Source organism: Azospirillum sp. UENF 211521 (genome assembly GCF_058780535.1).
Genome location: NZ_JBSNCF010000001.1, coordinates 1,595,312 through 1,620,214 on the forward strand (window position 1 = coordinate 1,595,312; position 24,903 = coordinate 1,620,214).

Here is a 24,903-nt window from a genome sequence, read left to right on the forward strand (position 1 = left end):
GGACCATGGAAAGGACGGCGTTCACTGCGACCTTCACCGGAATGATGTCGGCCTTCCTGATCTGGGCGGTCCATTTCGCCGCGGTCTACGGCATCAACGGGCTGATCTGCGCCCGCGAGTGGGACGGGGTGGAACTGTACGGCCACCCCGTCGCGGTGGTGCTGATCCTCGGCGCCACGGCGGTCGCCCTGCTGCTGGCCGCGGGCGTGCTGGCGGCGGCGCTGTGGGGCGCCGCGCCGGGCCGGCGGACCAGCGAGGACCCGCGCCGTTTCATCCGCCTGTTCACCGGACTCGCCGCCGCGGGATCGCTGGTTGCCATCCTGTGGAACGGGCTTCCCGCCCTGCAGGTGCCGGCCTGCGGTTAGCCCAACCGCCTCATTCCGGAATCAGGCGCCGGTAGAGGTGCCACGTGGCGTGGCCGAGCACCGGCATGACGATCACCAGCCCGACGAAGGCGGGCAGCGAGCCGAGCAGCAGCCCTCCCGCCACGATCAGGCCCCAGAGCGCCATGGGCTCCGGATTCTTCAGCGTCGCGCGGACGGAGGTGCGGATGGCCGTCGCCACCCCGACCCGGCGGTCCATGAGGAGCGGGAAGCTGACCACGCTGATCGCCAGCGCCAGGACGGCGAACAGGAAGCCGACCCCGACTCCCAGCACGATCATCGCCCAGCCGGCACGGGTGGTGAACAAAGCGTGGGCGAAGGCGCTCCAGCCCTCCGGCGCCAGCGGGGCGAGGGTCGCCATGTAGATGAGCTGCGCCGCCACCAGCCACAGCAGGAACACCGCGGTCAGGATCGCCCCCATCGCCAGGATCGCGCCGAAGGCCGGGGAGCGCGCCACCGCGAAGGCGTCCGCCCAGGACACGCGGTCGCCCCGCTCGCGCCGGCGGCTCATCTCGTAAAGGCCGACCGCGGCGAAGGGGCCGATCAGCACGAAGCCGGAGGCCAGCGGGAACAGCAGGTGCAGCGCGTCCCCGTCGAGCAGCAGCTCGGCCAGCAGCAGCCCAACCAGCGGGTAGATCAGGGCGATGAACAGGACGTCGGTCCGGCAGGCCATGAAATCATGGAGCCCCCTCCGCAGCGCGTCGCGCAGGTCGTCGCCGCGGATGCGCCGCACGGTCGGCTCCAGCGCCGCCCGTTCCCGCGCCGGCGGGGCGATGGCGTGGCCCGCTTCGGCCAGGCCGTGGGACCAGGATTTGAAATGGGCCGCTCCCCATTCCGCAGGGTTTCGGATGGTCATGTCCGTTCCTCCCGAACCGTTCGTTCAGGGGGTGCGAGCCCGCCCGTGCCCGGTCGCGGCCTTCGCTGTCGCGGCCCGGCGGTCACAGGAGATCCCGCGCCCCGCCATGCAAGGGATGATACGCCGACGAATGGTTGGCGGCACTGTTCATTGGGGGAGGGGAGGGCGCAGGGCGGCGGTGGGTTTTCCGGAACCGGAGCCTGTCCTATTGTCCTTCGCCTCATGGAAACGACACCGGGGATGGGAATGGCGGACGAGGAAACCCGCAAGGCCGTGCTGGCCCGCGTTCATGGCAAGGTGCAGGGGGTGTGGTACCGCGGCTGGACCGTGGACACGGCCAATCGGCTGGGGCTGGCCGGCTGGGTGCGCAACCGCGGCGACGGCACGGTGGAGGCGCTGTTCGCCGGCCCGGCGGAGGCCGTGGACCGGATGCTGGAGGCCTGCCGTCGCGGCCCCTCCGCCGCCATCGTCAGCGACATCGCCGTCGAGCCGGCCCGCGATCCCGGTCCGGGCGTGTTCGAGCAACGCCCGACGCTGTGACGGCGGGGGATGGTTAGCGTTCTGTTAGTCCGGCGGGGATAGGCTGTCGGGTGTGGATGAGGGGTCGGATCGCCTTGCCCCCACCCCGGCCCTCACCCGCGGCGCAGGGGAGGGAGATATTCGCGGAGCGGCGGCAGTCCCCTCCCCTGCGCGGCGGGGGAGGGTTAGGGAGGGGGCACGCGGATCGGGATGAGCGGCAAAAGGCCAAAATCTGCGCTTCTGCACCGCGCCACTCTGAGCCTCCTGCTCCTCAGCGTGCTGGCGACCGGAGCCGCCTGGGCCAAGGGGCCGCTCGACCGGACGGAGCCGGGGCACATGCCGCCGGTGCCGCCCGGCGGCTACGACCTGCCGTTGTCGCCGCCGGTGGTCCAGTTCCCGCTGCCGCCGCAATGGGTCACGATCCGCTCCACCCAGGACTGGCGGCACGCCGGAACCTTCGAGAAGGAACTGAGCAAGTCCTGCGCCTCCCGCCAGTTCCGGGAGCAAATGCCCATGCGCTACCGCGCCATTTTCAAAGGCGAGGTCCTGGGCGTCGCCTTCGGCCACGGCCTGAACCTGCACGACCCGAAGAAGCAGGCGAACCGCAAGCTGATCTATCTGTTCCGCAACGGCGACAGCACCGGCTGCACCATCGTGTCGATCACCAACGAGGATCTGCGCGTCCTCAACGACGCGCAGGCCAGCGGGGCGCAGCCGAAGCGGTAGAGGTCACTCCTCTGCGGCGGCGCCGCCGAAGACCTCCGCGAAGCTGGCGATCAGGGCGGCGTCCACATCCTCCATGGCGACGAGATGGCCGAGCGCCACGATGGAGGTCACGCCATGCTCGCTGATGCCGCAGGGGACGATGCCGGCGAAGTGGGACAGGTCCGGTTCGACGTTCAGGGCGACGCCGTGGAAGCTGACCCAGCGGCGCACCCGCACGCCGATGGCGGCGATCTTGTCCTCCTGGCCGGGGGCGCCGCCGTACGGCTGCTTGTCCACCCAGATGCCGACGCGACCCTCCCGCCGTTCGCCGCGGATGTTGAAGGCGGCCAGCGTGCGGATCAGCCACTCCTCCAGATCCTGGACGAAGGCGCGGATGTCGGCGCCGCGCGTCTTCAGGTCCAGCATCACATAGGCCACGCGCTGCCCCGGCCCGTGGTAGGTGAACTGCCCGCCGCGCCCGGCCTGATAGACGGGGAAGCGGCCCGGCTCCAGCAGATCCTCCTCCCGCGCGCTGGTGCCGGCGGTGTAGAGGGGCGGGTGCTCCAGCAGCCAGACCAGCTCTGGCGCGGTGCCGGCGCGGATGGCCTCGACGCGCGCTTCCATCTCGGCCAGCGCGTCGGGGTAGGGGACGGGCGTGTCGCTGATGCGCCATTCCACCGTCCGCACCGGGGTGGGAACGGCTTCGTCACGGGCATCGGGAGCGGGCGGAACGGGGGCGGTGAGGTCGGTCATGTCGACGTTATGAACTTTCTTTGGCAAAAACGCGAGACGCCGCTTGATCGGTTGTCGGGGATCTGCTATTCCCCCGCTCCACCCGATGACGGGAGTGATCCCGACGTCGGTTCTACCAGCCTTGTGCGGTCGTGGCGGAATTGGTAGACGCGCAGCGTTGAGGTCGCTGTGGCAGAGATGCCGTGGAAGTTCGAGTCTTCTCGACCGCACCATCCCCCCGAAACGGGGGATTTGGCAAACAAACGAAAAGCCCGCCGGTCCATCGGACCACAGCGGGCTTTTTCGTTTTCGGCCCATTTCTTTCCGGGCCGTTGTTCCTCAGCGGAACTCCACATACTGGTCGAGCGCCACGCGCCGCATCGTCTGCACGATGTAGGGCTGCGCGTTGTGTACCGTCACCAGCCCCTTGGCGTCGCGGCAGCGGTTGGCGAGGACGAACAGCATGCCGATCGCCGCGGAGTCGAGAAAGGTCATGTAGCGCAGGTCCAGCCGCACGTCGGGCCGCGCGCCGATGTCCCAGTCCGCCAGCAGGTCGTGGAACTTGCGGCTGTCGTCGTAGGTGAAACGCCCCGACAGCATGATCCCCTCCTGACCGTCGATGTCGGTGTAGGCGTACTCCATCGTCACATCCGCTGGCCGGTGGTGTCGGTTCTTCTCGGGCTGCGCGAGGTGAAAAGCCCCGCGCCCATTATGGGTGCACGAATTGTGAAGCCCGCGCAAGCAATTGCGCGCGGGGCCGGAGGGCTTGGAACGGTCCGCCGGGCTGGACAAAACGGTGGCACACCTATATTCGGTGGTCGCCCCGGCGGGAACCCGCGAGGGCTCCCCACCAACCCGCAAACGCCGGTGCGCCATGGTCGGCCGATCGCAGGGCCATGCCGTCACGCCGCATTGCCATCGTGAAGGGAGGGTGCCGCCATGCACACCGACCGCCAGGAACCGGATCGTATCCAGGACGATGTGCCGCACCCGGCCGAACGCCCCGACCCGCCCCGCGAGGACGGCGAGGAGGAGCGCGCCTACGGTGTGGAGCCGGAGTTTGTCGAGGAGGTCGTCGAACGGCTGCACGCCGGGCGGCGCGACGAGCTGCGGGCCGAGCTGGACACGCTTCATCCCGCCGACATCGCCGACCTGATCGAGCAGCTCGGCCACGACGACCGCGAGGCGCTGATCGGCGTCCTGCGCCCCGACTTCGACGGCGAGGTGCTGAGCTACCTCAACCACGATCTGCGCGAAGAGATCGTCGAGCTGTTCGAGCCGAAGGAACTGGCCGCCGCCGTCGCGGAGCTGGACACCGACGACGCCGTCGACGTCATCGAGGACCTGGACGAGGACACCCGGCGCGAGGTGCTGGAGAATCTGCCGGCCGCCGACCGCGCGCTGGTCCAGGAGAACCTGACCTACGACGAATACACCGCCGGCCGCCTGATGCAGCGCGATCTGGTGGCGGTGCCGCAGTTCTGGACGGTCGGCAAGACCATTGACTATGTCCGCGCCGCCACCGACGAGCTGCCGGAGGATTTCTACGACATCTTCGTCGTCGATCCGATGCACCGGGTGGTCGGGGCGGTGCCGCTGTCGCGCCTGCTGCGCCAGAAGCGGTCGGTCCGCATCGCCGATCTGGTGACGGAGGAGGTGGACACCATCCCCGCCACCATGGACCAGGAGGAGGTGGCGAACCTGTTCCGCCAATACGCCTTGGTCTCCGCCCCGGTGGTGGACGCCGGCGGGCGGCTGATCGGCGTCATCACCGTCGACGACGTGGTCCACATCATCGACGAGGAGGCCGAGGACGACATCGGCAAGCTTGGCGGCGTCGGCGACACCTCCATCTACCGCTCGGTTCTGGAAACCTCGCGCTCGCGCATTTCCTGGCTGGGGCTGAACCTGTTCACCGCCTTCGCGGCGGCGGGCGTCATCTCGCTGTTCGAGGCGACCATCGAGCAGATCGTGGCGCTGGCCGTGCTGATGCCGATCACCGCCTCGATGGGCGGCAACGCCGGGACCCAGACCCTGACCGTGGCGGTGCGCGCCCTGGCGACGCGCGAGCTCTCGTCCTCCAACGCCCCCCGCGTGGTGGGCAAGGAGGTTCTGGTCGGTCTGCTCAACGGCGCCGTTTTCGCCACGCTGGTGGGGGCCATCGCCGCGACGTGGTTCGAGCCGATGATCGGCCTCGTGATCGGCTGCGCCATGGTCATCAACCTGTTCGTCGCCGGGCTGTGCGGGGTGCTGATTCCCATCGGGCTGGACCGGCTGGGCGTCGATCCCGCGGTGGCGAGTTCGGTCTTCCTGACCACCATGACCGACGTCATCGGATTTCTGTCCTTCCTGGGGTTGGCGTCGCTTTTGTTGTTGTGACCAACGAAAAGGGGCTTGCCAAAGGCGGCTCTCTTCCGGATGATCCGGGCATTGGCTGGGGTGCCGTGCGGGATGCGCTCGCGCGGCTGAGATCACACCCATCGAACCTGTCTGGATAATGCCAGCGAAGGGAGCCGCCGCATGGTATCCGCGCCCTTATCTGATTCCGCTCTTTCCGCTTCTGGAAGGCCCACCGTCGCCGTGGTCGGCGCCGGGGTGATCGGCCTGTCCATCGCCTGGAGGCTGGCCGCCGCCGGCTGCCGGGTGGAGGTCTTCGACCGTGGCGCTGCCGGCCGGGGCGCCAGCCACGCCGCGGGCGGCATGCTCGCCGCCTGCGTGGAGACCGAACCTGGCGAAGAGAGCCTTCTGCCGCTGACCCGCGCCTCGCAGGACCTGTGGCCCGCCTTCGCGGCGGAGCTGGAGGCCGCCTCCGGCATGGCGGTGGACCTGCGCGACGAAGGCACGATGGTCATCGCGCTGAACGCCGACGACGCCGCCAAGGTGCGCTTCCTGCACGACTTCCAGACCAAGCTCGGCCTGCCGGTGGAATGGCTGAGCGGGGCGGAGGTGCGGCGGCGCGAGCCCTATCTCCAGCCGGGCGTGGCCGGTGCGCTGTTCTGCGCCGGCGACCATCAGGTGGACAACCGCAAGGTCGCCGCCGCCCTGCATGCCGCCGCTTTGCGGGCCGGTGCCGTGGTGCACGAGTATGCAGAGATCGGCCGCATCGAGGTCCGTGGTGGTCGCGCCGTTGGCGTCCAGGTCGGCGACCGGCTGTTCGAGGCCGACCATGTGGTCCTGGCCGCCGGGGCGTGGTCGGGCTGGATCGACGGGCTGTCCCCGGCGGTGCGGCCGCCGGTGCGCCCGGTGAAGGGCCAGATGCTCTGCCTGCGCATGGACGCCCGGTTGCCGCTGCTGCGCCATGTGGTGTGGACGCCCGGCACCTACCTGATCCCGCGGCTGGACGGGCGGCTGCTGGTCGGCGCCACGACGGAGGAGCGCGGGTTCGACGACCGGCTGACCGCCGGGGGCCAGTTCGCCCTGCTGGAGGGGGCGTGGCGCGCCCTGCCGGGCATCGCCGAACTGCCCATCGAGGAGGCATGGGCCGGCTTCCGCCCCGGCACCCGCGACGACGCCCCGATCCTCGGCCTCTCGGAGGTGGAGGGGCTGGTCTACGCCACCGGGCACCACCGCAACGGCATCCTGCTGACCCCGGTCACCGCGGATTCGGTGGCGCGGCTGGTCCTGACCGGGGAAAGCGATCCGGTGATCCTCCCCTTCGCGCTCGACCGCTTCGCCCAGCCCAGGGGAGCCGCGGCATGAGCGCCCGCATCCGCGTCAACGGGCGGGAGGAGGAGCTGAACGTTCCGACCGTCGCCGCCCTGCTGGCCGACCGCGGTATCGCCGCGGGGACTCGCGGGGTCGCCGTCGCTCTCAATGGCGCCGTCCTGCCGTCCCGCCGCTGGGATGAGACGGCCCTGTCCGCGGGCGACGCCCTGGAGATCATCCGGCCCGTGCAGGGCGGCTGAACCTCTCGCCCGCCACGTCCCTTGATCGTTTTTCCCGCAAAGGCGGCGCCCAATCCCTCTCCCGTCCCGGGAGAGGGTGCCCGCGCAGCGGGCGGGTGAGGGTCGTGCAAGGATCAAGGCGCTGATCCTCGGCGGCACCCTCACCCTTCCCGCGCTTCGCGCGGGCCCCTCCCCTCTCCCGAGGCGGGAGAGGGGATATCAATCATCGAGGAAACACCCATGAACGACACGCTCACCATAGCGGGCCGCGAGTTCCGCTCGCGCCTGTTTCTCGGCACCGCCGGTTATCCGAACCAGCAGGTCATGCTCGACGCGCTGGAGGCCAGCGGCAGCGAACTGGTCACGCTGGCCATCCGCCGCATCAGCCTGGACGGCTATTCGGAAAGCCTCGTCGACGTCATCGGCGACCGCGCGGGGCTGCTGCCCAACACCGCCGGCTGCCTGACCGCCAAGGAGGCGGTGCTGACCGCGCAACTCGCCCGCGAGGCGCTGGGTGTGGACTGGATCAAGCTGGAGGTCATCGGCGACCGCGAACTGCTCTACCCCGATGTGGAAGAACTGCTGCGCGCGACCGAGGAGTTGGTGGGTGACGGTTTCACCGTTCTGCCCTACTGCAACGACGATCCGGTGACCTGCCGCAAGCTCGCCGACCTGGGTGCTGCGGCGGTGATGCCGCTGGGCGCCTTCATCGGCTCGGGGCTGGGCATCCGCAACCCGCACGCCATCGAGACGATCTGCGCGCGCAGCCCGGTGCCGGTGGTCCTAGACGCCGGGATCGGTACGGCGTCGGATGCCGCCCTGGCGATGGAGCTGGGCTGCGCCGCCGTCCTGCTGAACACCGCAGTGTCGAAGGCGCGCGATCCGGTGCGCATGGCGGCGGCGATGCGCGACGCGGTGGCGGCGGGGCGGGCGGCCCGTCTGGCCGGGCGCATGCCGAAACGCGCCTTCGCGGAGGCGTCGAGCCCGCAGCTCGGCTTGATCGGAACGTAAGGCTGGCGCAGGGTAGGGGCCGTCCGATTTCAACCCCCCGAACACGATCAGAGGGACCCGAGACGTGCCCAAGACCTTCGAACCGCGCGATCCGGACTGGGAGGCGCGCTGCCGCGCCGGCTTCGAGCGCCAGCCGATCTGCAAGACGCTGGGGATCGAGCTGACGCGGCTGGAGCCCGGCTTCTGCGAGATGCGCCTGCCGTTCCGCACCGACCTGACGCAGCAGCACGGCTTTTTCCACGCGGGCATGGTCAGCACGCTGGCCGACAACGCCGGGGGCTACGCCGGCTACACGCTGATGCCGGCGGGCAGCGAGGTCCTGGCGGTGGAGTTCAAGGTCAACCTGATGGCGCCGGCCAAGGGCGAGGTGATGATCGCCCGCGCCCGCGTGTTGAAGCCGGGCCGCACCCTGACCGTCACCAGCGTCGAGATTTCGATGCTCGACGGCGGGGTGGAGAAGGACTGCGCCATCATGCAGCAGACCCTGTTCTGCCAAGCCACCGCCTGACCCGCCCATCCCCTTCCATCCGATCCCCTTCCATCCGATCCCCTTCCATCCGATCCAGGAGGTTCGCATGCCGCTGTCGCGTCTTTTCGGTGCCGCGTTGATCGCGGGCGCCGCCACCATTGCGCTTGCCCAGCCGGCCCTTGCTCAGAAGAAGGAGCCGCCGGCCTGCGGCGCCGTGTCCTTCCGCGCCATCGCTCCCGGAGCGCCGGACGGCGAAACCGACGCCGGCCTCTACAAGTCCCGATTCGGCAAGATCGAGGTGAAGGCCGAGGTGAAGGGCGGGCAGGCTACCAACTATTACATGGTGCTGAACGGCAAGCGCATCGACGCGTCGGCCAACCCGCCCAAGGCCGCTGATTCCTGCCTGAAGTCCAAGAGCGTCAAGCTGCCTTACCAGAAGCAGGCGGCGGGTGCCTGCACCGGCAACCGCTTCCGCGTGGTCATCGACCGCTCCGGCAAGCAACCGGTGGCCCTGTTCTTCGGCCTGCACGGCGACGATTGGGCCTATTGCAGCGGCACGACGCTGGACAAGGGCGCCTGACGAGGGCGCTTTACGAGGGGTGTAGGACGCGACCGGGAGACCGCTGATGACCGGGACCATCGCCCATCTGTCCGCCGCGGGGCTGTTCCTGCTGCTGACGCATTTTGGCATTTCCAGCACGCCGCTGCGCGCGGCGCTGGTCGGACGGCTGGGCGAGAAGCCCTATCTCGGCCTCTATTCGCTGGTCTCGGCGCTGGCCTTCTGGTGGCTGGTGGCGGCCTACAACGCGGCGCCCCATGTGCCGCTGTGGCCGCCCGCCGGCGGGTTGGCCTGGGTGCCGATCCTGCTGGTGCCGGTCGCCCTGTTTCTGCTCGTCGCCGGCCTCTCCACCCCGAACCCGACCTCGGTCGGGCAGGAGAGGCTGCTGACCGGCGACCGCGAGCCGGTCCGCGGCATCCTGCGGGTGACGCGCAACCCGTTCCTGTGGGGAGTCGGGCTGTGGGCGGTCGCCCATATGGTGCCGAACGGCGATCTGGCCTCGCTGATCCTGTTCGGCACGCTCGCCCTGCTGGCGCTGGGCGGCAGCATCCTGATCGACGCGAAGCTGGCGCGGCGGTTGGGGGCCGATTGGGACCGCTACGCCGCGCGCACCTCCAACCTGCCCTTCGCGGCGATCCTGGCCGGGCGCCAAAGCCTCGTCTGGAAGGAGATCGGCTGGTGGCGCCCGGCGGTGGCTCTGCTGGTCTATGGCGGTCTGCTGCACCTGCACCGGACGCTGTTCGGCGTGTCTCCGCTGCCCTGGTGACGCTCCGCCTTTACGCTCAGAAGGTCATGCCGCGCACCTGATCGCGCAGCGTGTTGCGGGCGGTGTCGGCCTCCTTGCGGGCGGTGGACAGCTCGCGGGACAGACCGTCCAGGCGGGTTTCCTGCTCGCCCATCTTGGCGATGGTCCGCTTGAACAGGTCGCTGTCGCGCGGCAGCGTGGCGAGGTTCTGGCGCAGCCGCTCCTGCTCCTTGCCGATCTCAGCCTGTTCGCGCTCCAACTCGCCGACGCGGCGCTCCTTGTCGGCGACGGCGCCGCGCAGCGTCGCGACCTTTGCCAGGGCCTCGCGCGCCGCGGCCGGCAGCTCCGTGGAGGAGGCGTAGGCCCGCACCTGCTCCGGCGACATTTCCGAGATGCCGAAGCGCTCGATCCGCGGGCGCTCCAGAGCGACCGCCAGGGTCACCGTCTGGCCGGCGGGCACTGCCACGGGCAGGCGGTAGGCGTCGGCCGTCAGGTCGGGAGCGGCCCCGCCGGTGGCCCCACCCGAAGGCGGCACCAGCTCCCAGCCGGAACGCCGCGGGTGCTCGACGATGACGGTGCGGTCCTCGCCCGCCGCGCCGGCGATCCGGTAGGTGGTGGTCTGGCGGTCGGTCACGGTCAGCTGCAGCACCCCGTCGGCCAGGGTGGCGCGGGACAGGGTGCGGCTCGGCTGCTCGGAGCGGTCCACCGTCACCGCCTGATCCACCGCGAAGCTGAGGATCCGGCTTTCGCCCGCCGGAAGGGTGGCCAACCGCGCGTCGCCCACATAGGCGGCGGCTCCGCCGATCCGCTCATAGAGCGTCAGCACGCCCGGCGGCAGGCCGGTCTCGCCCGAATCGCCGTTGCTGAGGCGCAGCGCGGCCAGCGGGTGGCGCGGCTGGGTGTTGGGCTGGTAGAGCGACAGCCGCTCCGCCGGGATGGCGCGGGCGGTGATCGGCATCATCATCGTGCCGCCGTTGGCCAAGGTCACCGGCTGCGGGTAGCGGAACAGCACCTGGGCCGTCGCCTCCGTGCTCTCGGCGGGGGTGGTCTCCGCCGCGCGCTGCGGCATCGCCCCGGCGTAGGGCGCGTTCATCACCGGAGCGGGCGGGGGCGGGGCGGCCATGGCGGTCGGGGCGCCGGACTCGGTGGCGGCGCGCGAGCGGATGGCCGAATCCTGCGCCTTCGCCATCACGTCGGCGGCCACAGCCCCCTCGTCGGGCGGCGGAAGGACGCGGCCCAGAACCTCCACCGGCACCTCCGGCCGGTTCACGAAGTAAGCCGAGTAGAGCGCCTGTCGGAAGGTCACCGGGTTGCCCGACGCCACCGACAGCTCCACCCCCTTCCAGTCGTCGCCACTGAGATTCTCCAGCACGGCCCAGCCCTGCAGATCGCCGGTGCCGCCCTCGGCCCCCTTCGCCGATCCGGGCGCCGATTCGGGCAGGGTCAGGCGGTAGGTTGCCTTCCACAGCGGGGCGGCGACCACATAGGCGACGCGCACGGTGCGCTCCGCGCCCGCGTCCGTCTGCGGCGCGGTGGTGCGGATGGTCAGGCGCCGCCGCTCCTTGCCCGCGGCCCCGGCGACGGCGGCCAGCGCCGAGTTCGAGCTGCGCCTGCACCCGCGGGTCGGCGAAGCGCAGGGAATCGGTCTCCTCCAGGACGAGCTGGCGCAGCCCCTCCGCGGTCATCAGGCTGACGCGGTTGCGGGTGACGGTGCCGCCGCCGTTGGGAAGCTGGGTGTATTCCTCGGTCACCGAGAGCAGCCGGCCCGACACCGCGCGGGAACCGCTGGTCTGAACCTCCGCCCCCTTCATGGCGTTCAGGAGCGCGGTGGGGGAGGCGAGATCCTGCGGTGTGAAGGGCAGTTCGCGGAAGGCGGTCTCCAGCGGTTCCTGGCCCGGCAAGTCCACCGTGCCGATTCCGCCGCGGTCGTCGTAGACCACGATGCTCTTCAGGACGTCGTCCACCTGGTCGCGGCGCACCTCCAGGGTCAGCGCGGCGTCGCCGGAGACGCGCGCCTCATGCTCGAAATAGCCGACGCCGCCGGTGGACAGCAGCACCCGCTTCAGCGCCAGCGCTCCCGGCGGCTGGTTCGCCGCCAGGGCGGGGGCGGCCAGCAGCGGCACGGCGAGGGTGAAGAGGGCGGCTTTCGTGATCCCGGACATGCGGGTTTCTCCCGTTATGGACGATTGGGCGTTCTTGGCCTGACGGACTGGGCCCGGCTTCCTGGCCCGGCTTACGCTTGGATTTGGGAAAGATTGGGGCGGGCGGAAAGGCGCAAACCGCGCCGACATGCCGCGGAACCGCCAACGGTCAGGCTTTGTGCGGATTCGGCGCCCTGTGACATAAAGGTGCCAAATCGGCTTTGCTGATTATAAAGAACGCCAACGACAAGGGATGGAAGCGCCATGGATCGTGGCGGGAGCGGAGCCGGCGGCCCGGCCGGCGGGGTGCCCGATGGCCGGTGGGAAGTCCGCGCGCGGGCTCTGGTGACCGACGGGGCGGGCGCTCCGGACCGGCGGTGGGTGTTCGTGTCGGGCACCTCCGGCTTCGATGCGGAGCGCCGGACGATGGCCGTCGATGTGGAGGAGCAGGCGCGCCAGACCCTGCGCAACATCCGCCGGACGCTGCGGCGGTCGGAAGCGGATTTGCCGGATGTGGTGCGGATGCGGGTCTATCTGGCGGACGCCGCCGATTTCCCGCGGGTTCAGCCGATCCTGGCGGAGGCGTTCGGCGACCGTCCGCCCATCGGCAGGACCATGGTCTGCCCGCTGGCCGACCCGCAGGCGCGGATCGAGATCGAGGTCACCGCGCGCTGCTGAGGGGCGCCTGTCCCCGGCGCATGGCGGTTCACAGCTCGCCGACCAGCGTGCGCGCCAATTCGATGTGGCGGCGGGCTTCGGTCAGCAGCGCGCGGTGCTGGGCCAGCGCTTCGCGGATCGGCAGGCGGTTGTTGTAGACGCGCACCTCGTTCAGCAGCCGGTCGGCGCGGTCGAGATGGGCCATCCGTTCCAGGCACTGGTCGAGCACGAGCATCTTAATTCCCCTCTGGTGCGGGCTTTTGCCTTCCGCCTCGCGGCTGAGAGGAATAAACCAACCTGTGATGACCGCGTGATTTCAGGAAATCGGCTTTTTCGTTTCGACCGCACGGTAGGATGTTTCAGCCAATTCACCCATCGGTCGTGCGGCGAGTGCCTGTTACGGGCTTGTAACCGATTGCGTGCACCTACGGCGGTGAGCTATGAAGAGAGCGGGAGGTAACGGCCATGCATATTCTCGCGGTCGATGATGACGAGCCGGTGCGCGAACTTCTGGAGTCCTATCTGGCTTCGGAAGGCTACCGTGTGACCACCGCACCGGACACGGCCGCGGCGAAAAAGGCGTTGGAGAGCGATCCCGTCGATCTGGTGGTCTGCGACCTCCGGCTTCCCGACGGCGACGGGCTGGGGCTGGTCCGCCAGATCCGCACCGAGTCGCACATCCCCGTCATCATCCTGTCGTCGAAGGACCAGGACGTGGACCGCATCGTCGGGCTGGAGCTGGGCGCCGACGACTACCTGACCAAGCCGTTCAACCCGCGCGAGCTTCTGGCCCGCATCAAGGCCGTGCTGCGCCGCGTCTCCGGCGAGGGGCGCCCGCCGCGCAGCCCCGACGACCTGCGCGCCGTCGTGCAGTTCGCCAACTGGGAACTGGACCTGACCGCCCAGCGCCTGCGCAGCCAGGACGGGCGCGAGGTGGAACTGACCAAGGCCGAGTTCGGCCTGCTCGCCGCCTTCGTGAAGCGTCCGCAGCGCGTGCTGACCCGCGACCAGCTTCTGGACCTGACCCGCGCCGACGGGGCGGAGGTGTTCGACCGCTCCATCGACGTGCTGATCCTGCGGCTGCGCCGCAAGATCGAGGCGAACCCGAAGGAACCGCGCATCATCAAGACCGAGCGCGGCGCCGGCTATGTCTTCGACGCCAAGGTGAAGACGGTCTGACGCGGCGAAGGCCGTCTGACCACCCGGCGGGTCATCTGGGGATCGGCCGGGGATCAGCCGGTCGGCGGCTGGACGGAACCTTCGGCGCGCGCTAGCCTTTCCGGAAAAGCAGAACCGGGAGGATGCGCGGATGGCCGACCCCATCGATTTCTACTTCGACTTCGCCTCGCCCTACGGCTATTTCGCCAGCCGCCGCATCGAGGAGCTGGCCGCGGCGCATGGCCGCACCGTCACGTGGCGCCCGATCCTGCTCGGCGCCATCTTCAAGGTGACGGGGATGAAGCCGAACCTCCAGCAGCCGTTGCGCGGCGAGTATCTGGTCCATGACGTGGGCCGGATCGCCCGGCTGACCAACGCGCCCTTCACCTACCCCAATTCGGCCCCCGCCAACAGCGTCGCGGCGTCGCGCGCCTTCTACTGGCTGACCGACGAGCATCCCGAGCAGGCGAAGCTGCTGGCCCGTACCCTCTACCATGCCCATTGGGGGGAGGGGCGCGACATCGGCCCCGCCGAGACGGTGGTGGAGATCGCCGGCACGCTCGGCCACGACCGGGCGGCGGTGACCGCGGCCCTCCAGGACCAGACCGTCAAGGACCGCCTGCGCGCCGAGAACGACGCGGCGGTGGACCGCGGCGTCTTCGGCTCCCCCTTCGTCATCGTCGATGACGAGCCCTTCTGGGGCTGGGACCGTCTGGACATGGTGGAGCGCTGGCTGTCCACCGGCGGCTGGTAAGGCCCGCCGCACAGCAAGGCCCGTTGGGGGAGGGCGGTTGAAAGTCCTGCCATCGGGACCGGCGGTGGCGCTATAAGGTGGGCACCACCGACAACCGGTTCGCGCATGGACCAGATCCTCCCCGACCGCCGCTCCAGCAAGGCCGCCGGCCCCGCCCATACGTCCCGGCCGCGCGCCCGCCGGTCCTGGCTGACCGGCGCGGTGCTGACCGCGCTGATGCAGGGAATGATCGCCCTGTCCATCCGCTCGGTGTCGGGCGATCTCGCCTTCGCCCTGCTGGGGTCGGTCGGCCTCGTCGTCGGGGCCTTCCACTATCTGTTTCCGGGGAGCCAGTTCTTCAGCCTGGCGCTGGCGAACTTCATCGGCGTCTACGCCTGCGTCTTCGTCTTCTTCCTGGAAAGCAACTTCCACAGCATCCCGTCGCACATCCAGGCCGCCGCCTTCGCGATCCCGCTGATCGCCTTCCTGGGGGGCGCGTGGTGGCGGGCCGACACGATCCGCAGCATCGTGATGTCGCGGCGCCTGCGCGACGGCGGGCATTTCGACCGCATCTTCCTGTGGATGGCCCCGGTCTGGGGTATCGGCGCGCTGACCTTCCTGCTGCCGGGGCGGGAAGTCCCGCCGGAGACGCTGACGGCGATCTTCCTGCTGTCGATGTCCGCGATCGGAATTGTCGTCGCGCTGGTCGCCCGCGACATCGCCGTCTTCCTGCTCGACGCCGGGCTGCTGTTCGAGGGCTTCTTCCAGCAGGCGGCCCGGCTGGTGTTGCCGGCCTTCGCCTTCCTGACCTTCTATTCCCTGTGCATCATCATGTTCGGCGCCTTCTACACCATCCTCGACCGCTTCATGGTGGAGCCGAACTTCATCATCGACGGCGTGCGCCGTGACCTGACCTTTCCGGAAGGGCTGTACTTCTCGCTGGTCACCTTCGCCACGGTCGGCTACGGCGACATCCACCCGGTGACGGGGGCGGTGCGGCTGATCTGCGGGATCGAGATCGTGATGGGCGTCCTGCTCCTGCTGTTCGGCTTCAGCGCCATCATCGGCCACGCGCCGCCCCGGGACCGCCGCGACCGCGATCGCGACGGTCCCCTCTGAACCGCGTCACGGAGCCAGGAACACCGTCTCGGCGTGATGGACCGTGCCGTCCGACAGACGGGTCAGGGTGAGGGTCAGCGGCATGGAGCCGGCCACCGCGGCCCCCGCCGGGGCACGGACATGGACGCGGTGGGTCTGCACCGTGTCGGGCTCGGCGCCCAGCACCGGCGCCGCGCCGTCGGCCCCCGCACCGCCGGCCGCCGTCACCGTGGCGCCGCGGGGGCCGGAGACGGTCAGGCGGTAGCCCTGCGGAGCGCGGGTCATGTTGGAGATCTTGACCGTGTAGCTGTTCTGGATCGCGCCGTCGGACAGGGTGACGTAGAGCGGCGCCCGGTCGCGCAGGACGGAGACGTCCACCGTCGGCTCCAGCAGCACGCCCAGCGTCATCATCCCGCCGACCACCAGCATCACCAGCGAGTAGATGATGGTGCGCGGGCGGACCAGCCGGTAGGGCTCCGGCTTGCGGGCCACCGCCTTGGCCTCCTGGGCGGACTGGGTGTCGTAGCGGATCAGCCCGCCGGGGCGCCCGATGCGGCCCATCACGTCGTCGCAGGCGTCGATGCACAGGCCGCAGCTGATGCAGTCCATCTGGAGGCCGTCGCGGATGTCGATGCCGGTCGGGCAGACCTGGACGCAGGCCCTGCAGTCAATGCAGTCGCCCAACCCTTCGGCGGAGCGCTCCGCCCAGCTCTGCTCCTTGCGCAGCGGCGCCCGGCCGTCGCCGCGCCAGTCCTGATAGGTGACGGTGAGGCTTTCGTCGTCGAGCAGGGCGGCCTGGATGCGCGGCCAGGGGCAGACATAGACACACATCTGCTCGCGCATGAAGCCGGCCATGGCGTAGGTGCAGGCGGTCATGAACAGGATCCAGCCGGTCGCCACCGGCCCCGGCTGGAAGCGCAGCAGGTCCGTGACGTAGCCCGGCGCGTCCACGAAGTAGAAGAGGGCCGAGGCCCCGGTCGCCAGGGCGATCAGCAGCCAGACCGCGTGCTTGGCCGTCTTCTTGGCCAGCCAGCCGGCGTCGCGCGGACCTTTGTCCAGCCGGATGCGGGCACCGCGGTCGCCCTCGATCCATTCCTCCACCTTGACGTAGAGGTCCGTCCACACCGTCTGCGGGCAGGTGTAGCCGCACCAGACGCGGCCGGCGAGTGCGGTCGCCAGGAACAGGCCGACCGCCGCCAGGATCATCGCGCCCGTCAGGTAATAGATGTGCTGCGGCCAGAGTTCGAGGGCGAACAGGTAGAAGCGCTGGCTGTCCAGGTCGAACAGGATTGCCTGGTTGGGCAGGCCGGCCCCGCGATCCCAGCGCAGCCAGGGCAGCAGCATGAACAGCGCCAGCAGGCCCACCATCAGCGCCGACTTGATGCGGCGGAACCGGCCGCGCGCCGCCTTCGGATAGATCTTCTGGTGCGAAGCGTAGAACGGAGCCGGGGTCGAGGAAGCCGGGCTGGACGGGGCCGTAGGAGAGTGGGCCGGAGCGGAGGGCGGCGGGGGAAGGCTGGACGAGCGGGCGAGATTCTGCATGGCGTGCCTCTGCGCAAACATCCGCACCACCCGAGCGGTGGCTTGCGGCATGGCGCCGACTGTATGCCTTCAATCGCCAACTCCGCAAGCGCGATTGAATGCATTCAATAAAGGCTGTGTATGGAAATCCTTGATTCTTCGGGCCCCCATCCCAGCAATGCGACACTCTGAAGCAGGCTTTGATGGCCTTCAGATGATGACACCCGCGGTGGCGGGGGGCAGGACCAGGGCGTCGGCCAGGATCTCCAGCGCGCGGCGGGTCTCGTCGCGGTCGAGCGGGGCGCCCAGGCAGAAGCGCAGGGCCGCGGGCACGTCCGGCGTGGTGGCGAAGGCCTCCGCGGCCACCGCCGAGATGCCCCGGCTGCGCAGATGGGCGGTGAACTCCCCGCCGGCCCAGCCGTCCGGCAGGGTGAGCCAGAGGTGGAAGGCCTCGCGCTTGGTGACGATCCGCTCCGCCGGCAGGAGCGATTCGGCGAGCGCCCGGCGGGCCATGGCCTCCGCCCGGATGGCGTCGCGCACGGCTTCGGCGGTGCCGTCGGCGATCCACAGCCGGGCGATGGCGGCGGACAGCGGGGCGGCGATCAGCGTGGTCGCCCGCTGCGCCACCGCCACCCGGCGGGCCTGCCGGGCGTCGGGCGCCGCCACATAGGCGATGCGCAGCGCCGGGGACACGCATTTGGCAAGCCCGGCGACGTGGTAGGCCAGCTCCGGCGCGAAGGCGGCGAGCGGCGGCGGCGCCGATTCCGGCAACGGGCCGTAGATGTCGTCCTCGATCACCGGAACGCCGTGCTCGCGCAACGCCGCGACGACCGCCCGCCGCCGCTCCTCCGGCATGGTCGCGGTGGTCGGGTTGTGGAAAGTCGGGATGCAGTAGAGCGCCTTGGGCCGGTGCTCGGCCAGCGCGGCGCGCAGCGCGTCGGGGTCGATGCCGTCCGCGTCCATCGGGACGCCGACCACCCGCAGCCCGAGCTGGGCCGCGGCGGCGCGGAAGCCGGGATAGGTCAGCGCCTCCGCGCAGACCGTATCGCCGGGGCGGGCCAGGGCGGAGAGCAGGGCGAGCAGGGCGGCCTGCGTGCCGGGCGCCACCAGCACCCGCTCCGCCGTCAGGCCGGGCAGGCGGTGGCGCAGCCAGCGCACCGCCGCTTCGCGGTCGTCCGGGCTGTCGGCCCCGTCCGGGTAACGCAGCAGGTCCGGCAAGCCCAGAGCCGCCGTGGCCGCGGCGACTCCGCGGGTCATGCGGGCGGTGAGGGCGGCGGAGTCCTCCGGCTGCGGCGGCTGGTTCATCGCCATGCTGACGGCCAGCGGCACGGTGCCCGCGGTGGTGTGCGGCTCCGCGGCGAAGGGCGGGGGAACATGGCTGGTCTTGCGCACGAAGGTGCCCTGCCCGACCCGCGCGTCGACCAGCCCGCGGTGGCGCGCCTCCCCATAGGCGCGGCTGACGGTGGTGAAGTCGATGCCCAGCCGGTCGGCCAGGATCCGCTGCGGCGGCAGCCGGTCGCCGGGCCTCAGCCGCCCCGCCCCGATGTCCGCCGCGATGGCGTCCGCGATGGCGATGTAGACGGGCCGGCTGCGGTCCTCCAGGGACGGCGCCCAATCGACGGCCTGGGCGGCGGGGAGGGAGGAGGTTTGGGGGGTGGAAAACGGTGGCATGGCGATCCTTGCAGGGAGACGGGGCACTCCCTTCCAGACATTACACCCCGCATTGTATGGATTGTCAATGTGCGCGACACGGCAACGCGCCCGCCGAGTCCAGCGCCGCATTGGTGCGGACGGCCTTGATCAGGTCACGCGTCAACGTTCGGTGCGGGCGTGGAGCGGAAGGCCGCGCCGGTTGCGGCGCCCTTCCGTGTGAGGCGCTCCGGTTCGTAAACCATGCCGGCCGCCTCCTCGCCCATCACACGGATGGCCTTGCGGAGCATGAGGCGGGTTTCGACGATGTCGGAGTCGTGGCGCTCGCGGCGGTTCATCACGAAGCGGCAGCCCTCCGACAGCGGGGCAAACGTGCCGTCCGGTCTGGAGTCGCGCGGCATCGGATGCATGGGACCTCCTTTCCTCCCATCACGATAACAGGCTCCACAGCCAAAGCGTGCACAGAAAAAAGGCCACCGGGGTGGTCCCCGATGGCCTTCGAGTCTAGGGAGGAAACGTCCAGGACGTCGCACCAGCCGCCGCAACGGCGGCCCACAACGCTTGAACACAAGAAGAAACATACTAGTATATTACTACGAACGCAAGTGCGAAATCGGGGATGACAACCCTTCTCCCCGCGCATTTTCGGTGGCGCCCTCCCGATGCGCCACACCACACCATCCCGCCGGAGCGACGGGATGGCGCGGTGCTCGCGGGATCAGCCGCTGTTGCGCAGGCCGGCGGCGACGCCGTTGATCGACATCAGGATGCCGCGGCGCACCCGCTCGTCGCTGCTGCCGGCGCGGTGGCGCCGCAGAAGCTCGACCTGGACGTGGTTCAGCGGGTCCATGTAGGGGAAGCGGTTGCGGATCGAGCGTGCCAGCAGCGGGTTCTCGCCCAGCAACTCGTCATGCCCGGCGATGGCCAGCAGATGGCGGCGGGTGCGCTGCCACTCCTCGCGGATGCGGCCGAAGATGCGCTCGCGCAGCTCGACGTCCTCCACCAGCTCCGCGTAGCGCGAGGCGATGGCGAGGTCGCTCTTGGCCAGCACCATGTCCATGTTGGACAGCAGCGACTTGAAGAAGGGCCAGGCGCGGTTCATGCGCTGGAGCAGGGCGAGCCCGTCCGGCTCCTCCTTCAGCCACGCCTCCACGGCGCTGCCGAAGCCGTACCAGCCCGGCAGCATCAAACGGCACTGCGCCCAGGAGAAGACCCAGGGAATGGCGCGCAGGTCCTCGATGCGGTCCGACTTGGTGCGCGAGGCCGGGCGGCTGCCGATGTTCAGCGTGGCGATTTCCGAGATCGGCGTCGCCGTGCGGAAATACTGGGTGAAGCCCGGCGTCTCGTAGACCAGCCCGCGGTAGGCGCCGAAGGCCAGCTCCGACAGCCGCTCCATCGCCGCGTAGAAGGATTCGGCCGGCTCGACGCGGTTCTCCAGGTCGAGCAGGGTGGCCTCCAGCGTCGCCGCGGTCAGGACCTCCAGGTTGCGCTGCCCGACCTCGGGGCGGCCGTACTTCGAGGCGATGACCTCGCCCTGCTCGGTGATGCGGATCTGGCCGGACACCGCGCCGGTCGGCTGGGCCAGGATCGCCTGATAGCTGGGGCCGCCGCCGCGGCCGACCGAGCCGCCGCGGCCGTGGAACAGCCGCATGCGCACGCCGTGCCGGTCGAACAGCTTCGCCAGCTCGATCTCCGCCTTGTAAAGCTCCCAGCCGGAGGTCAGGAAGCCGCCGTCCTTGTTGCTGTCCGAATAGCCGAGCATCACCTCCTGCTCGTCCCCGCGCGAGGTGACCAGGGCGCGGTAGGCGGGCAGGGTGAACAGCCGCTCCATCGTCGCCGGGGCCTGCCGGAGATCCTCGATGGTCTCGAACAGCGGGACGATGTTGAGGCCGAGCGCCGGCTCGCCGCCCGCCTCCGGGCGCAGCAGGCCGGATTCCTTGAGAAGCAGCGCCACCTCCAGCAGGTCGGACGCGCCGTCCGTCTTGGAGATGATGCTGTTCGGCAGGGCGGCGGGTCCGTAGGTCTCGCGCAGCTGGCGGGTGGCGAAGAAGATCGCCAGCTCGCCCGCCGTCTCCTCCGAATAGGCGTGGTAGGGCGAGTGGAGCGGGCGCGGGCTCTGGATTTCCTCGGCCAGCAGGGCGATGCGCTCGTCCTCCGACAGGGCGGCGTAGTCGGCGCAGCGCCCGGCGACGGCCAGCAGCTCCGCCACCGTGCGCTGGTGGACGTCGGAGTTCTGGCGCAGGTCGATGGGCGCCAGATGGAAGCCGAAGGTCTTCACCGCGATGATCAGGCGGCGCAGCCGCCCGGCGGCCAGACGGCCCGCCCCGTGGGCCTTCAGCGAGGCGGCCAGCACCTCCAGGTCGGCCAGCAGCTCGGCGCTGGTGGCATAGGGATCGCCCTTGCCGACCGCGTTGCGCAGCGCCTCATGCTGGTCGAGCGTGCGCGAGGTCGCCGCCAGACGGGCGTAGATGCCGGTCAGGGCGCGGCGGAACGGTTCGTCGGCGCGGTGCGGCGAATGGTCGGGCGAGCGCTTGGCCAGGTCCTCCAGCTCCGGAGAGGTGCCGAGCAGCAGCTCGGACAGCGGCAGTTCGCCGCCCAGCTCGTGGATCTCGGTCAGATAGTGGTCGAGCGCGGCGGTCGATTGCAGGCGCATCGCCTCCCGCAGGATCGGTGCCGTGACGAAGGGGTTGCCGTCGCGGTCGCCGCCGATCCAGGAACCGATGCGGAAATAGGGCGGCAGCGACCACTCCCGCTCGGGGAAGCGCTTGGCCAGCAGATCCTCGAAGCGGCAGAACAGCTTCGGCAGCTCGGAGAAGAAGGTGTCGGTGTAGTAGGAGATGCCGTTCTTCACCTCGTCGATCACGGCGAGGCGCTGAGGGCGCAGCATGCGGGTGCGCCACAGGGTCAGGATGGCCTCCTGCAGCGCGTCCATGTTGGCCTCCGCCTCCTCCGGCGTCAGGCGGGACCGGTCGCGGGTGTCGAGCAGGGACGCCACCTTGTGCTCCAGCGCCAGGATGCTCTTGCGCTGGACCTCGGTCGGGTGGGCGGTCAGCACCGGGCTGACCTGGGCGATGTCCAGCATGCCGGCCAGCCGGTCCGGGTCGACGCCGGCGGCCTCCAGCCGCTCCAGCGCGTAGGGCAGGGTGCCTTCGCGCGCCGGCGAGCCGGCGATGGCGTGGTCGCGGGTGCGCCGGATGTGGTGCTGGTCCTCGGCGATGTTGGCGAGGTGCAGGAAGTAGGAGAAGGCGCGCACCACCGACATCATCGTGTCGCGCGGCAGGCCGTTCAGGATCTCGGCCATCTCGCGGCGGGCGGAGTCGTCGTCGTCGCGGTTGAAGCGCACCGAGGCCTGGCGCACGCTCTCGATGACGCCGTAGACGCCGTCGCCCTCCTGCTCGCGCACCGTGTCGCCGAGCAGGCGGCCGAGCAGGCGGATGTCCTCGCGCAGCGGGAAATCCTTGTCGTCGATGCCGGTCTCGGTGCCGGTATCGATGGTGTTGGCCGGAGCGTCGGGACGGAGGGCGGCGTCGGTGGTCATCGTGGGTCGCTCCGGCTGTGCGAAGGTGGAACCGTCGAAAGGATCGGCGTGCAACTGTAAAGCAGTTTGCTGCACCCGCTAAAGCCCTTTTTCCCTTGTGGGAGAACGGCTTCGGCACGGTTGCGGACGCCGCCGCCCGGGGGCGCCGGTTGCGCTGCGGCGTACGCACAGATCTATCACTTGGCGGAAGGGCCCGCCACGATGGCGCGCGATCCTTCCGCCATGCGGTGACGGCTGCTGGTCAGCGCCGCATTTATACTAGTATATCAAATCCGCTGGCAAGGCTCGAGCCTGGGACCGGCGGCGTGTTCAGGGCACGCCGAACCGACCCGCCGGCAGCCCGGCGACTCCGGGCGTGCAGGCGAACAGCCCGCCGGCCAGCGGTTCCCCGGCCGGCGCGTCCTGGCTGGTGGCAGCGGCGGTGGTGATGAACAGCCGGTCCAGCCCCGGCCCGCCGAAGGCGCAGGAGGTCACGTTGGACACCGGCAGCCGCACCACCCGGTCCAGCGTCCCATCGGGCCGGAAGCGGCTGACCCGCCCGCCGCTCCAGTGGGCGACCCAGAGATAGCCCTCGGCGTCGCAGGTCATGCCGTCGGGATAACCATCGTCCTCGCCGAAGCGGATGTGGGCGCGCTTGTCGGACAGTGAACCGTCCCCGGCCAGGGTGAAGGCGAAGATGGTCCGGGACGGGCTGTCGGTGTGGTAGAGCGTCCGGCCGTCCGGGGACAGGGCCGGGCCGTTGCTGACCGTGTAGCCCTCGTCCACCCGCGCCACGGAACCGTCATCCGGCCCGACGCGGTAGAGGGCGCCGGAGGCTTCCTGTTCCGCGTCGTCCATGCTGCCCACCCACAGCCGGCCCGCCGCGTCGGCCATGGCGTCGTTCAGCCGGTTGCCGGGCCTGTCCTCCTCCAGCCGCAGCAACTCGGCTCCGACCGAGAGCCGGTCGCCGTCGAGCGTCAGGCCGACCAGCCGGCGGGAGCGCAGCCCGGCGACGAAGCCGGCGCCGTCCGCCCGCTCGACCAGCCAGCAGGCGGCCTCCTCCAGCGGCCAGGAGCGCCCCTGGCCGTCGGCGGGGGTATAGCGCAGCAGGCGCGACCCGCGGATGTCCACGGCGAACAGGGCGGCGCGCGAGGGCGACCAGACCGGCCCCTCGCCGAGCTGCGCGCCCGCCTCCCAGACACAGTGAGCGTCCATGGTCCGGTCTCCTTGCTGTTGCTGTCCCGCGCGGTGCCGCGGGTCTTTTCGTCACAGGTCCAGGGTGGCTTTCGCGGCAAGTCTTTTGCAGCGTTCCGGCGCGGGAAGTGGCAAAAAGAGCGCGTGGCGTTCGCCGGTCCCATGCCCATATGGGGCTTGGCCGAACGATCGAACCGACGTTTGAACCAAAGTTTCAAGGCAGTATTTTTCCGAGGGAGGAATTCACCCATGTCTGCCCCGACCCGACTGAAGCCCGGCGTCGTGACCGGAGAGGACTACCGCGCGCTGATCGCCGCCTGCCAGGACGGCGGTTACGCTCTGCCGGCGGTCAACGTGGTCGGCACCAACGGCATCAACGCCGTCCTCGAGGCGGCGGCGAAGAACCGCTCCGACGTGATCGTGCAGCTCTCCAACGGCGGCGCCCGCTTCTACGCCGGCGAGGGCATGAAGGACGCGCTCCAGGCGCGCATCCTCGGCGCCGTGTCGGCGGCCCAGCACGTCCATCTGCTGGCCGAGCAGTATGGCGTCTGCGTCGTCCTGCACACCGACCACGCCAACAAGGGCCTGATCCCCTGGGTCGAGGGCATGATCGACCACGGCGAGGAGCATTTCCGCCGCACCGGCCGCCCGCTGTTCAGCTCGCACATGCTCGACCTGTCGGAGGAGTCGCTGGACTTCAACCTGTCGGAATGCGCCCGCGTCCTCAAGCGCCTCGCCCCGCTGGGCATGAGCCTGGAGATCGAACTGGGCGTGACCGGCGGCGAGGAGGACGGCATCGGGTCGGAGGACCTGGACGCCGCCAACAACGCCCACCTCTACACCCAGCCGGAAGACGTGCTGCGCGCCTATGAGGAGCTGTCGCCCATCGGCCACTTCTCGGTCGCGGCCTCCTTCGGCAACGTGCACGGCGTCTACGCCCCGGGCAACGTCAAGCTGCGTCCGGAGATTCTCGGCGCCTCGCAGGCGCTGGTGGCGGAGCGTCACGGCGGCGGCGCCAAGCCGCTGGCCCTGGTGTTCCACGGCGGTTCGGGGTCGGAGAAGGAGAAGATCGCCCAGGCGGTCGGCTTCGGCGTGTTCAAGATGAACATCGACACCGACACCCAGTTCGCCTTCGCCGAGTCCATCGGCGGCTTCGTGCTGGAGAACGAGGCGGCCTTCCGCCATCAGATCGACCCGCAGTCGGGCAAGCCGCTGAAGAAGCTGTACGACCCGCGCAAGTGGCTGCGCCTGGGCGAGCAGGGCATGGTCCGCCGCCTGGACGAGGCCTTCGCCGATCTGGGCGCTTCCGGCAAGTCGCTGGCCGGCTGATCCGTCGGGGATTGGGGGTGGGGGGCCGTCATGGCCGCCCCC

The 24,903-nt window shown here is 70.1% G+C and carries 25 protein-coding genes, 1 tRNA gene and 1 riboswitch; of the genes, 16 read left to right on the forward strand and 10 right to left on the reverse strand.

Annotated features, from left to right (window positions below; all coding sequences use genetic code 11):
* Positions 1–5 precede the first annotated feature (5 nt).
* Complete coding sequence (locus ACWPN5_RS07480; RefSeq protein WP_145687410.1) at positions 6–365, forward strand: hypothetical protein; 360 nt, start codon at positions 6–8, stop codon at positions 363–365.
* A gap of 10 nt (positions 366–375) precedes the next feature.
* Here ACWPN5_RS07480 and ACWPN5_RS07485 read toward each other — a convergent pair whose 3' ends face one another.
* A complete protein-coding gene (locus ACWPN5_RS07485; RefSeq protein ID WP_200479820.1) occupies positions 376–1,239 on the reverse strand; it encodes a DUF2189 domain-containing protein in 864 nt (287 codons plus the stop codon).
* A gap of 246 nt (positions 1,240–1,485) precedes the next feature.
* On the opposite strand from ACWPN5_RS07485, the gene ACWPN5_RS07490 reads away from it, so the two are divergent.
* Positions 1,486–1,779, forward strand: coding sequence for an acylphosphatase (locus ACWPN5_RS07490; protein ID WP_200479821.1), 294 nt, complete (start codon positions 1,486–1,488; stop codon positions 1,777–1,779).
* Positions 1,780–1,968: 189 nt separating this feature from the next.
* Positions 1,969–2,484, forward strand: coding sequence for a hypothetical protein (locus ACWPN5_RS07495; RefSeq protein WP_492295070.1), 516 nt, complete (start codon positions 1,969–1,971; stop codon positions 2,482–2,484).
* 3 nt (positions 2,485–2,487) lie between these two features.
* On the opposite strand, the gene lipB is transcribed toward ACWPN5_RS07495, so the two are convergent.
* Positions 2,488–3,216 carry a lipoyl(octanoyl) transferase LipB gene (lipB, locus tag ACWPN5_RS07500; protein ID WP_492295071.1) on the reverse strand — a complete coding sequence of 243 codons (729 nt, stop codon included), beginning with the start codon at positions 3,214–3,216 and terminating at the stop codon, positions 2,488–2,490.
* Positions 3,217–3,341: 125 nt separating this feature from the next.
* Between lipB and ACWPN5_RS07505 the strand changes: the two genes are divergently transcribed.
* Positions 3,342–3,428 (forward strand) — tRNA-Leu (locus ACWPN5_RS07505).
* 106 nt (positions 3,429–3,534) lie between these two features.
* On the opposite strand, the gene ACWPN5_RS07510 is transcribed toward ACWPN5_RS07505, so the two are convergent.
* On the reverse strand, positions 3,535–3,837 hold the full coding sequence (locus tag ACWPN5_RS07510; protein ID WP_145678031.1) for an STAS domain-containing protein: 303 nt from the start codon (positions 3,835–3,837) through the stop codon (positions 3,535–3,537).
* 297 nt (positions 3,838–4,134) lie between these two features.
* On the opposite strand from ACWPN5_RS07510, the gene mgtE reads away from it, so the two are divergent.
* The 7 genes from mgtE (at position 4,135) to ACWPN5_RS07545 (ending at position 9,884) form a co-directional block, all read left to right on the forward strand.
* The gene (mgtE, locus tag ACWPN5_RS07515; protein ID WP_492295072.1) at positions 4,135–5,574 is read left to right on the forward strand and encodes a magnesium transporter; all 1,440 of its coding nucleotides are present in this window, start codon (positions 4,135–4,137) and stop codon (positions 5,572–5,574) included.
* A 46-nt stretch (positions 5,575–5,620) separates the two neighbouring features.
* Positions 5,621–5,724: riboswitch (TPP riboswitch) on the forward strand.
* Positions 5,716–6,894, forward strand: a complete 1,179-nt coding sequence (thiO, locus tag ACWPN5_RS07520) for a glycine oxidase ThiO (protein ID WP_492295073.1) — start codon at positions 5,716–5,718, stop codon at positions 6,892–6,894. It overlaps the preceding riboswitch by 9 nt.
* Entirely contained in the window at positions 6,891–7,100 is a 210-nt protein-coding gene (gene thiS, locus ACWPN5_RS07525) for a sulfur carrier protein ThiS (RefSeq protein ID WP_145687394.1), read from the forward strand. The genes thiO and thiS overlap by 4 nt, the downstream gene beginning before the upstream one ends.
* Positions 7,101–7,319: 219 nt before the next feature.
* A complete protein-coding gene (locus tag ACWPN5_RS07530; RefSeq protein ID WP_145687392.1) occupies positions 7,320–8,090 on the forward strand; it encodes a thiazole synthase in 771 nt (256 codons plus the stop codon).
* A gap of 64 nt (positions 8,091–8,154) precedes the next feature.
* The gene (locus ACWPN5_RS07535; RefSeq protein WP_145687390.1) at positions 8,155–8,598 is read left to right on the forward strand and encodes a PaaI family thioesterase; all 444 of its coding nucleotides are present in this window, start codon (positions 8,155–8,157) and stop codon (positions 8,596–8,598) included.
* A 67-nt stretch (positions 8,599–8,665) separates the two neighbouring features.
* Positions 8,666–9,139, forward strand: a complete 474-nt coding sequence (locus ACWPN5_RS07540) for a hypothetical protein (protein ID WP_145687388.1) — start codon at positions 8,666–8,668, stop codon at positions 9,137–9,139.
* A gap of 46 nt (positions 9,140–9,185) precedes the next feature.
* Complete coding sequence (locus tag ACWPN5_RS07545) at positions 9,186–9,884, forward strand: NnrU family protein (protein WP_492295074.1); 699 nt, start codon at positions 9,186–9,188, stop codon at positions 9,882–9,884.
* 16 nt (positions 9,885–9,900) lie between these two features.
* On the opposite strand, the gene ACWPN5_RS07550 is transcribed toward ACWPN5_RS07545, so the two are convergent.
* The gene (locus ACWPN5_RS07550; protein WP_492295075.1) at positions 9,901–11,361 is read right to left on the reverse strand and encodes a hypothetical protein; all 1,461 of its coding nucleotides are present in this window, start codon (positions 11,359–11,361) and stop codon (positions 9,901–9,903) included.
* 907 nt (positions 11,362–12,268) lie between these two features.
* Between ACWPN5_RS07550 and ACWPN5_RS07555 the strand changes: the two genes are divergently transcribed.
* Positions 12,269–12,682, forward strand: coding sequence for a Rid family hydrolase (locus ACWPN5_RS07555; protein ID WP_145687382.1), 414 nt, complete (start codon positions 12,269–12,271; stop codon positions 12,680–12,682).
* A gap of 28 nt (positions 12,683–12,710) precedes the next feature.
* On the opposite strand, the gene ACWPN5_RS07560 is transcribed toward ACWPN5_RS07555, so the two are convergent.
* Positions 12,711–12,896, reverse strand: coding sequence for a hypothetical protein (locus ACWPN5_RS07560; RefSeq protein WP_492295076.1), 186 nt, complete (start codon positions 12,894–12,896; stop codon positions 12,711–12,713).
* Between the two features lie 230 nt (positions 12,897–13,126).
* Here ACWPN5_RS07560 and ACWPN5_RS07565 point away from each other — a divergent pair, with 230 nt between their 5' ends.
* The 3 genes from ACWPN5_RS07565 to ACWPN5_RS07575 all read left to right on the forward strand — a co-directional run bounded on the left by ACWPN5_RS07565 (position 13,127) and on the right by ACWPN5_RS07575 (position 15,671).
* Positions 13,127–13,840: a response regulator gene (locus ACWPN5_RS07565; protein ID WP_094304167.1), complete on the forward strand. Its 714-nt coding sequence runs from the start codon at positions 13,127–13,129 to the stop codon at positions 13,838–13,840.
* 130 nt (positions 13,841–13,970) lie between these two features.
* Entirely contained in the window at positions 13,971–14,573 is a 603-nt protein-coding gene (locus ACWPN5_RS07570; RefSeq protein ID WP_492295077.1) for a 2-hydroxychromene-2-carboxylate isomerase, read from the forward strand.
* 105 nt (positions 14,574–14,678) lie between these two features.
* Positions 14,679–15,671, forward strand: a complete 993-nt coding sequence (locus ACWPN5_RS07575) for a potassium channel family protein (RefSeq protein ID WP_492295078.1) — start codon at positions 14,679–14,681, stop codon at positions 15,669–15,671.
* Between the two features lie 6 nt (positions 15,672–15,677).
* Here ACWPN5_RS07575 and ccoG read toward each other — a convergent pair whose 3' ends face one another.
* The 5 genes from ccoG to ACWPN5_RS07600 form a co-directional block, all read right to left on the reverse strand.
* Positions 15,678–17,192, reverse strand: a complete 1,515-nt coding sequence (gene ccoG / locus ACWPN5_RS07580; RefSeq protein ID WP_492295079.1) for a cytochrome c oxidase accessory protein CcoG — start codon at positions 17,190–17,192, stop codon at positions 15,678–15,680.
* Between the two features lie 189 nt (positions 17,193–17,381).
* Positions 17,382–18,842: an aminotransferase-like domain-containing protein gene (locus ACWPN5_RS07585; RefSeq protein ID WP_492295080.1), complete on the reverse strand. Its 1,461-nt coding sequence runs from the start codon at positions 18,840–18,842 to the stop codon at positions 17,382–17,384.
* A gap of 134 nt (positions 18,843–18,976) precedes the next feature.
* Positions 18,977–19,231 (reverse strand): hypothetical protein, encoded by a 255-nt coding sequence (locus tag ACWPN5_RS07590; RefSeq protein ID WP_186466140.1) that lies wholly within the window; start codon positions 19,229–19,231, stop codon positions 18,977–18,979.
* 308 nt (positions 19,232–19,539) lie between these two features.
* Complete coding sequence (gene ppc, locus ACWPN5_RS07595) at positions 19,540–22,359, reverse strand: phosphoenolpyruvate carboxylase (RefSeq protein WP_492295081.1); 2,820 nt, start codon at positions 22,357–22,359, stop codon at positions 19,540–19,542.
* Between the two features lie 309 nt (positions 22,360–22,668).
* Positions 22,669–23,553, reverse strand: a complete 885-nt coding sequence (locus ACWPN5_RS07600) for an SMP-30/gluconolactonase/LRE family protein (protein WP_145687371.1) — start codon at positions 23,551–23,553, stop codon at positions 22,669–22,671.
* Positions 23,554–23,781: 228 nt separating this feature from the next.
* Between ACWPN5_RS07600 and fbaA the strand changes: the two genes are divergently transcribed.
* Positions 23,782–24,861 (forward strand): class II fructose-bisphosphate aldolase, encoded by a 1,080-nt coding sequence (gene fbaA, locus ACWPN5_RS07605; RefSeq protein WP_145687369.1) that lies wholly within the window; start codon positions 23,782–23,784, stop codon positions 24,859–24,861.
* Positions 24,862–24,903: the final 42 nt, after the last annotated feature.

Excerpts from the sequence above, each read along its gene's own strand:
- ACWPN5_RS07585 (WP_492295080.1), bottom strand. The coding sequence starts at position 18,842 with ATGCCACCGTTTTCCACCCCCCAAACCTCCTCCCTCCCCGCCGCCCAG.
- ACWPN5_RS07485 (WP_200479820.1), bottom strand. The coding sequence starts at position 1,239 with ATGACCATCCGAAACCCTGCGGAATGGGGAGCGGCCCATTTCAAATCC.
- fbaA (WP_145687369.1), top strand. The coding sequence starts at position 23,782 with ATGTCTGCCCCGACCCGACTGAAGCCCGGCGTCGTGACCGGAGAGGAC.
- ACWPN5_RS07530 (WP_145687392.1), top strand. The coding sequence starts at position 7,320 with ATGAACGACACGCTCACCATAGCGGGCCGCGAGTTCCGCTCGCGCCTG.
- ACWPN5_RS07600 (WP_145687371.1), bottom strand. The coding sequence starts at position 23,553 with ATGGACGCTCACTGTGTCTGGGAGGCGGGCGCGCAGCTCGGCGAGGGG.
- ACWPN5_RS07560 (WP_492295076.1), bottom strand. The coding sequence starts at position 12,896 with ATGCTCGTGCTCGACCAGTGCCTGGAACGGATGGCCCATCTCGACCGC.
- lipB (WP_492295071.1), bottom strand. The coding sequence starts at position 3,216 with ATGACCGACCTCACCGCCCCCGTTCCGCCCGCTCCCGATGCCCGTGAC.
- ACWPN5_RS07540 (WP_145687388.1), top strand. The coding sequence starts at position 8,666 with ATGCCGCTGTCGCGTCTTTTCGGTGCCGCGTTGATCGCGGGCGCCGCC.
- ACWPN5_RS07590 (WP_186466140.1), bottom strand. The coding sequence starts at position 19,231 with ATGCATCCGATGCCGCGCGACTCCAGACCGGACGGCACGTTTGCCCCG.
- ACWPN5_RS07480 (WP_145687410.1), top strand. The coding sequence starts at position 6 with ATGGAAAGGACGGCGTTCACTGCGACCTTCACCGGAATGATGTCGGCC.
- ACWPN5_RS07570 (WP_492295077.1), top strand. The coding sequence starts at position 13,971 with ATGGCCGACCCCATCGATTTCTACTTCGACTTCGCCTCGCCCTACGGC.
- ACWPN5_RS07495 (WP_492295070.1), top strand. The coding sequence starts at position 1,969 with ATGAGCGGCAAAAGGCCAAAATCTGCGCTTCTGCACCGCGCCACTCTG.
- ppc (WP_492295081.1), bottom strand. The coding sequence starts at position 22,359 with ATGACCACCGACGCCGCCCTCCGTCCCGACGCTCCGGCCAACACCATC.
- ACWPN5_RS07510 (WP_145678031.1), bottom strand. The coding sequence starts at position 3,837 with ATGGAGTACGCCTACACCGACATCGACGGTCAGGAGGGGATCATGCTG.
- ccoG (WP_492295079.1), bottom strand. The coding sequence starts at position 17,192 with ATGCAGAATCTCGCCCGCTCGTCCAGCCTTCCCCCGCCGCCCTCCGCT.
- ACWPN5_RS07565 (WP_094304167.1), top strand. The coding sequence starts at position 13,127 with ATGCATATTCTCGCGGTCGATGATGACGAGCCGGTGCGCGAACTTCTG.
- ACWPN5_RS07575 (WP_492295078.1), top strand. The coding sequence starts at position 14,679 with ATGGACCAGATCCTCCCCGACCGCCGCTCCAGCAAGGCCGCCGGCCCC.
- ACWPN5_RS07545 (WP_492295074.1), top strand. The coding sequence starts at position 9,186 with ATGACCGGGACCATCGCCCATCTGTCCGCCGCGGGGCTGTTCCTGCTG.
- mgtE (WP_492295072.1), top strand. The coding sequence starts at position 4,135 with ATGCACACCGACCGCCAGGAACCGGATCGTATCCAGGACGATGTGCCG.
- thiS (WP_145687394.1), top strand. The coding sequence starts at position 6,891 with ATGAGCGCCCGCATCCGCGTCAACGGGCGGGAGGAGGAGCTGAACGTT.
- ACWPN5_RS07490 (WP_200479821.1), top strand. The coding sequence starts at position 1,486 with ATGGCGGACGAGGAAACCCGCAAGGCCGTGCTGGCCCGCGTTCATGGC.
- ACWPN5_RS07555 (WP_145687382.1), top strand. The coding sequence starts at position 12,269 with ATGGATCGTGGCGGGAGCGGAGCCGGCGGCCCGGCCGGCGGGGTGCCC.
- thiO (WP_492295073.1), top strand. The coding sequence starts at position 5,716 with ATGGTATCCGCGCCCTTATCTGATTCCGCTCTTTCCGCTTCTGGAAGG.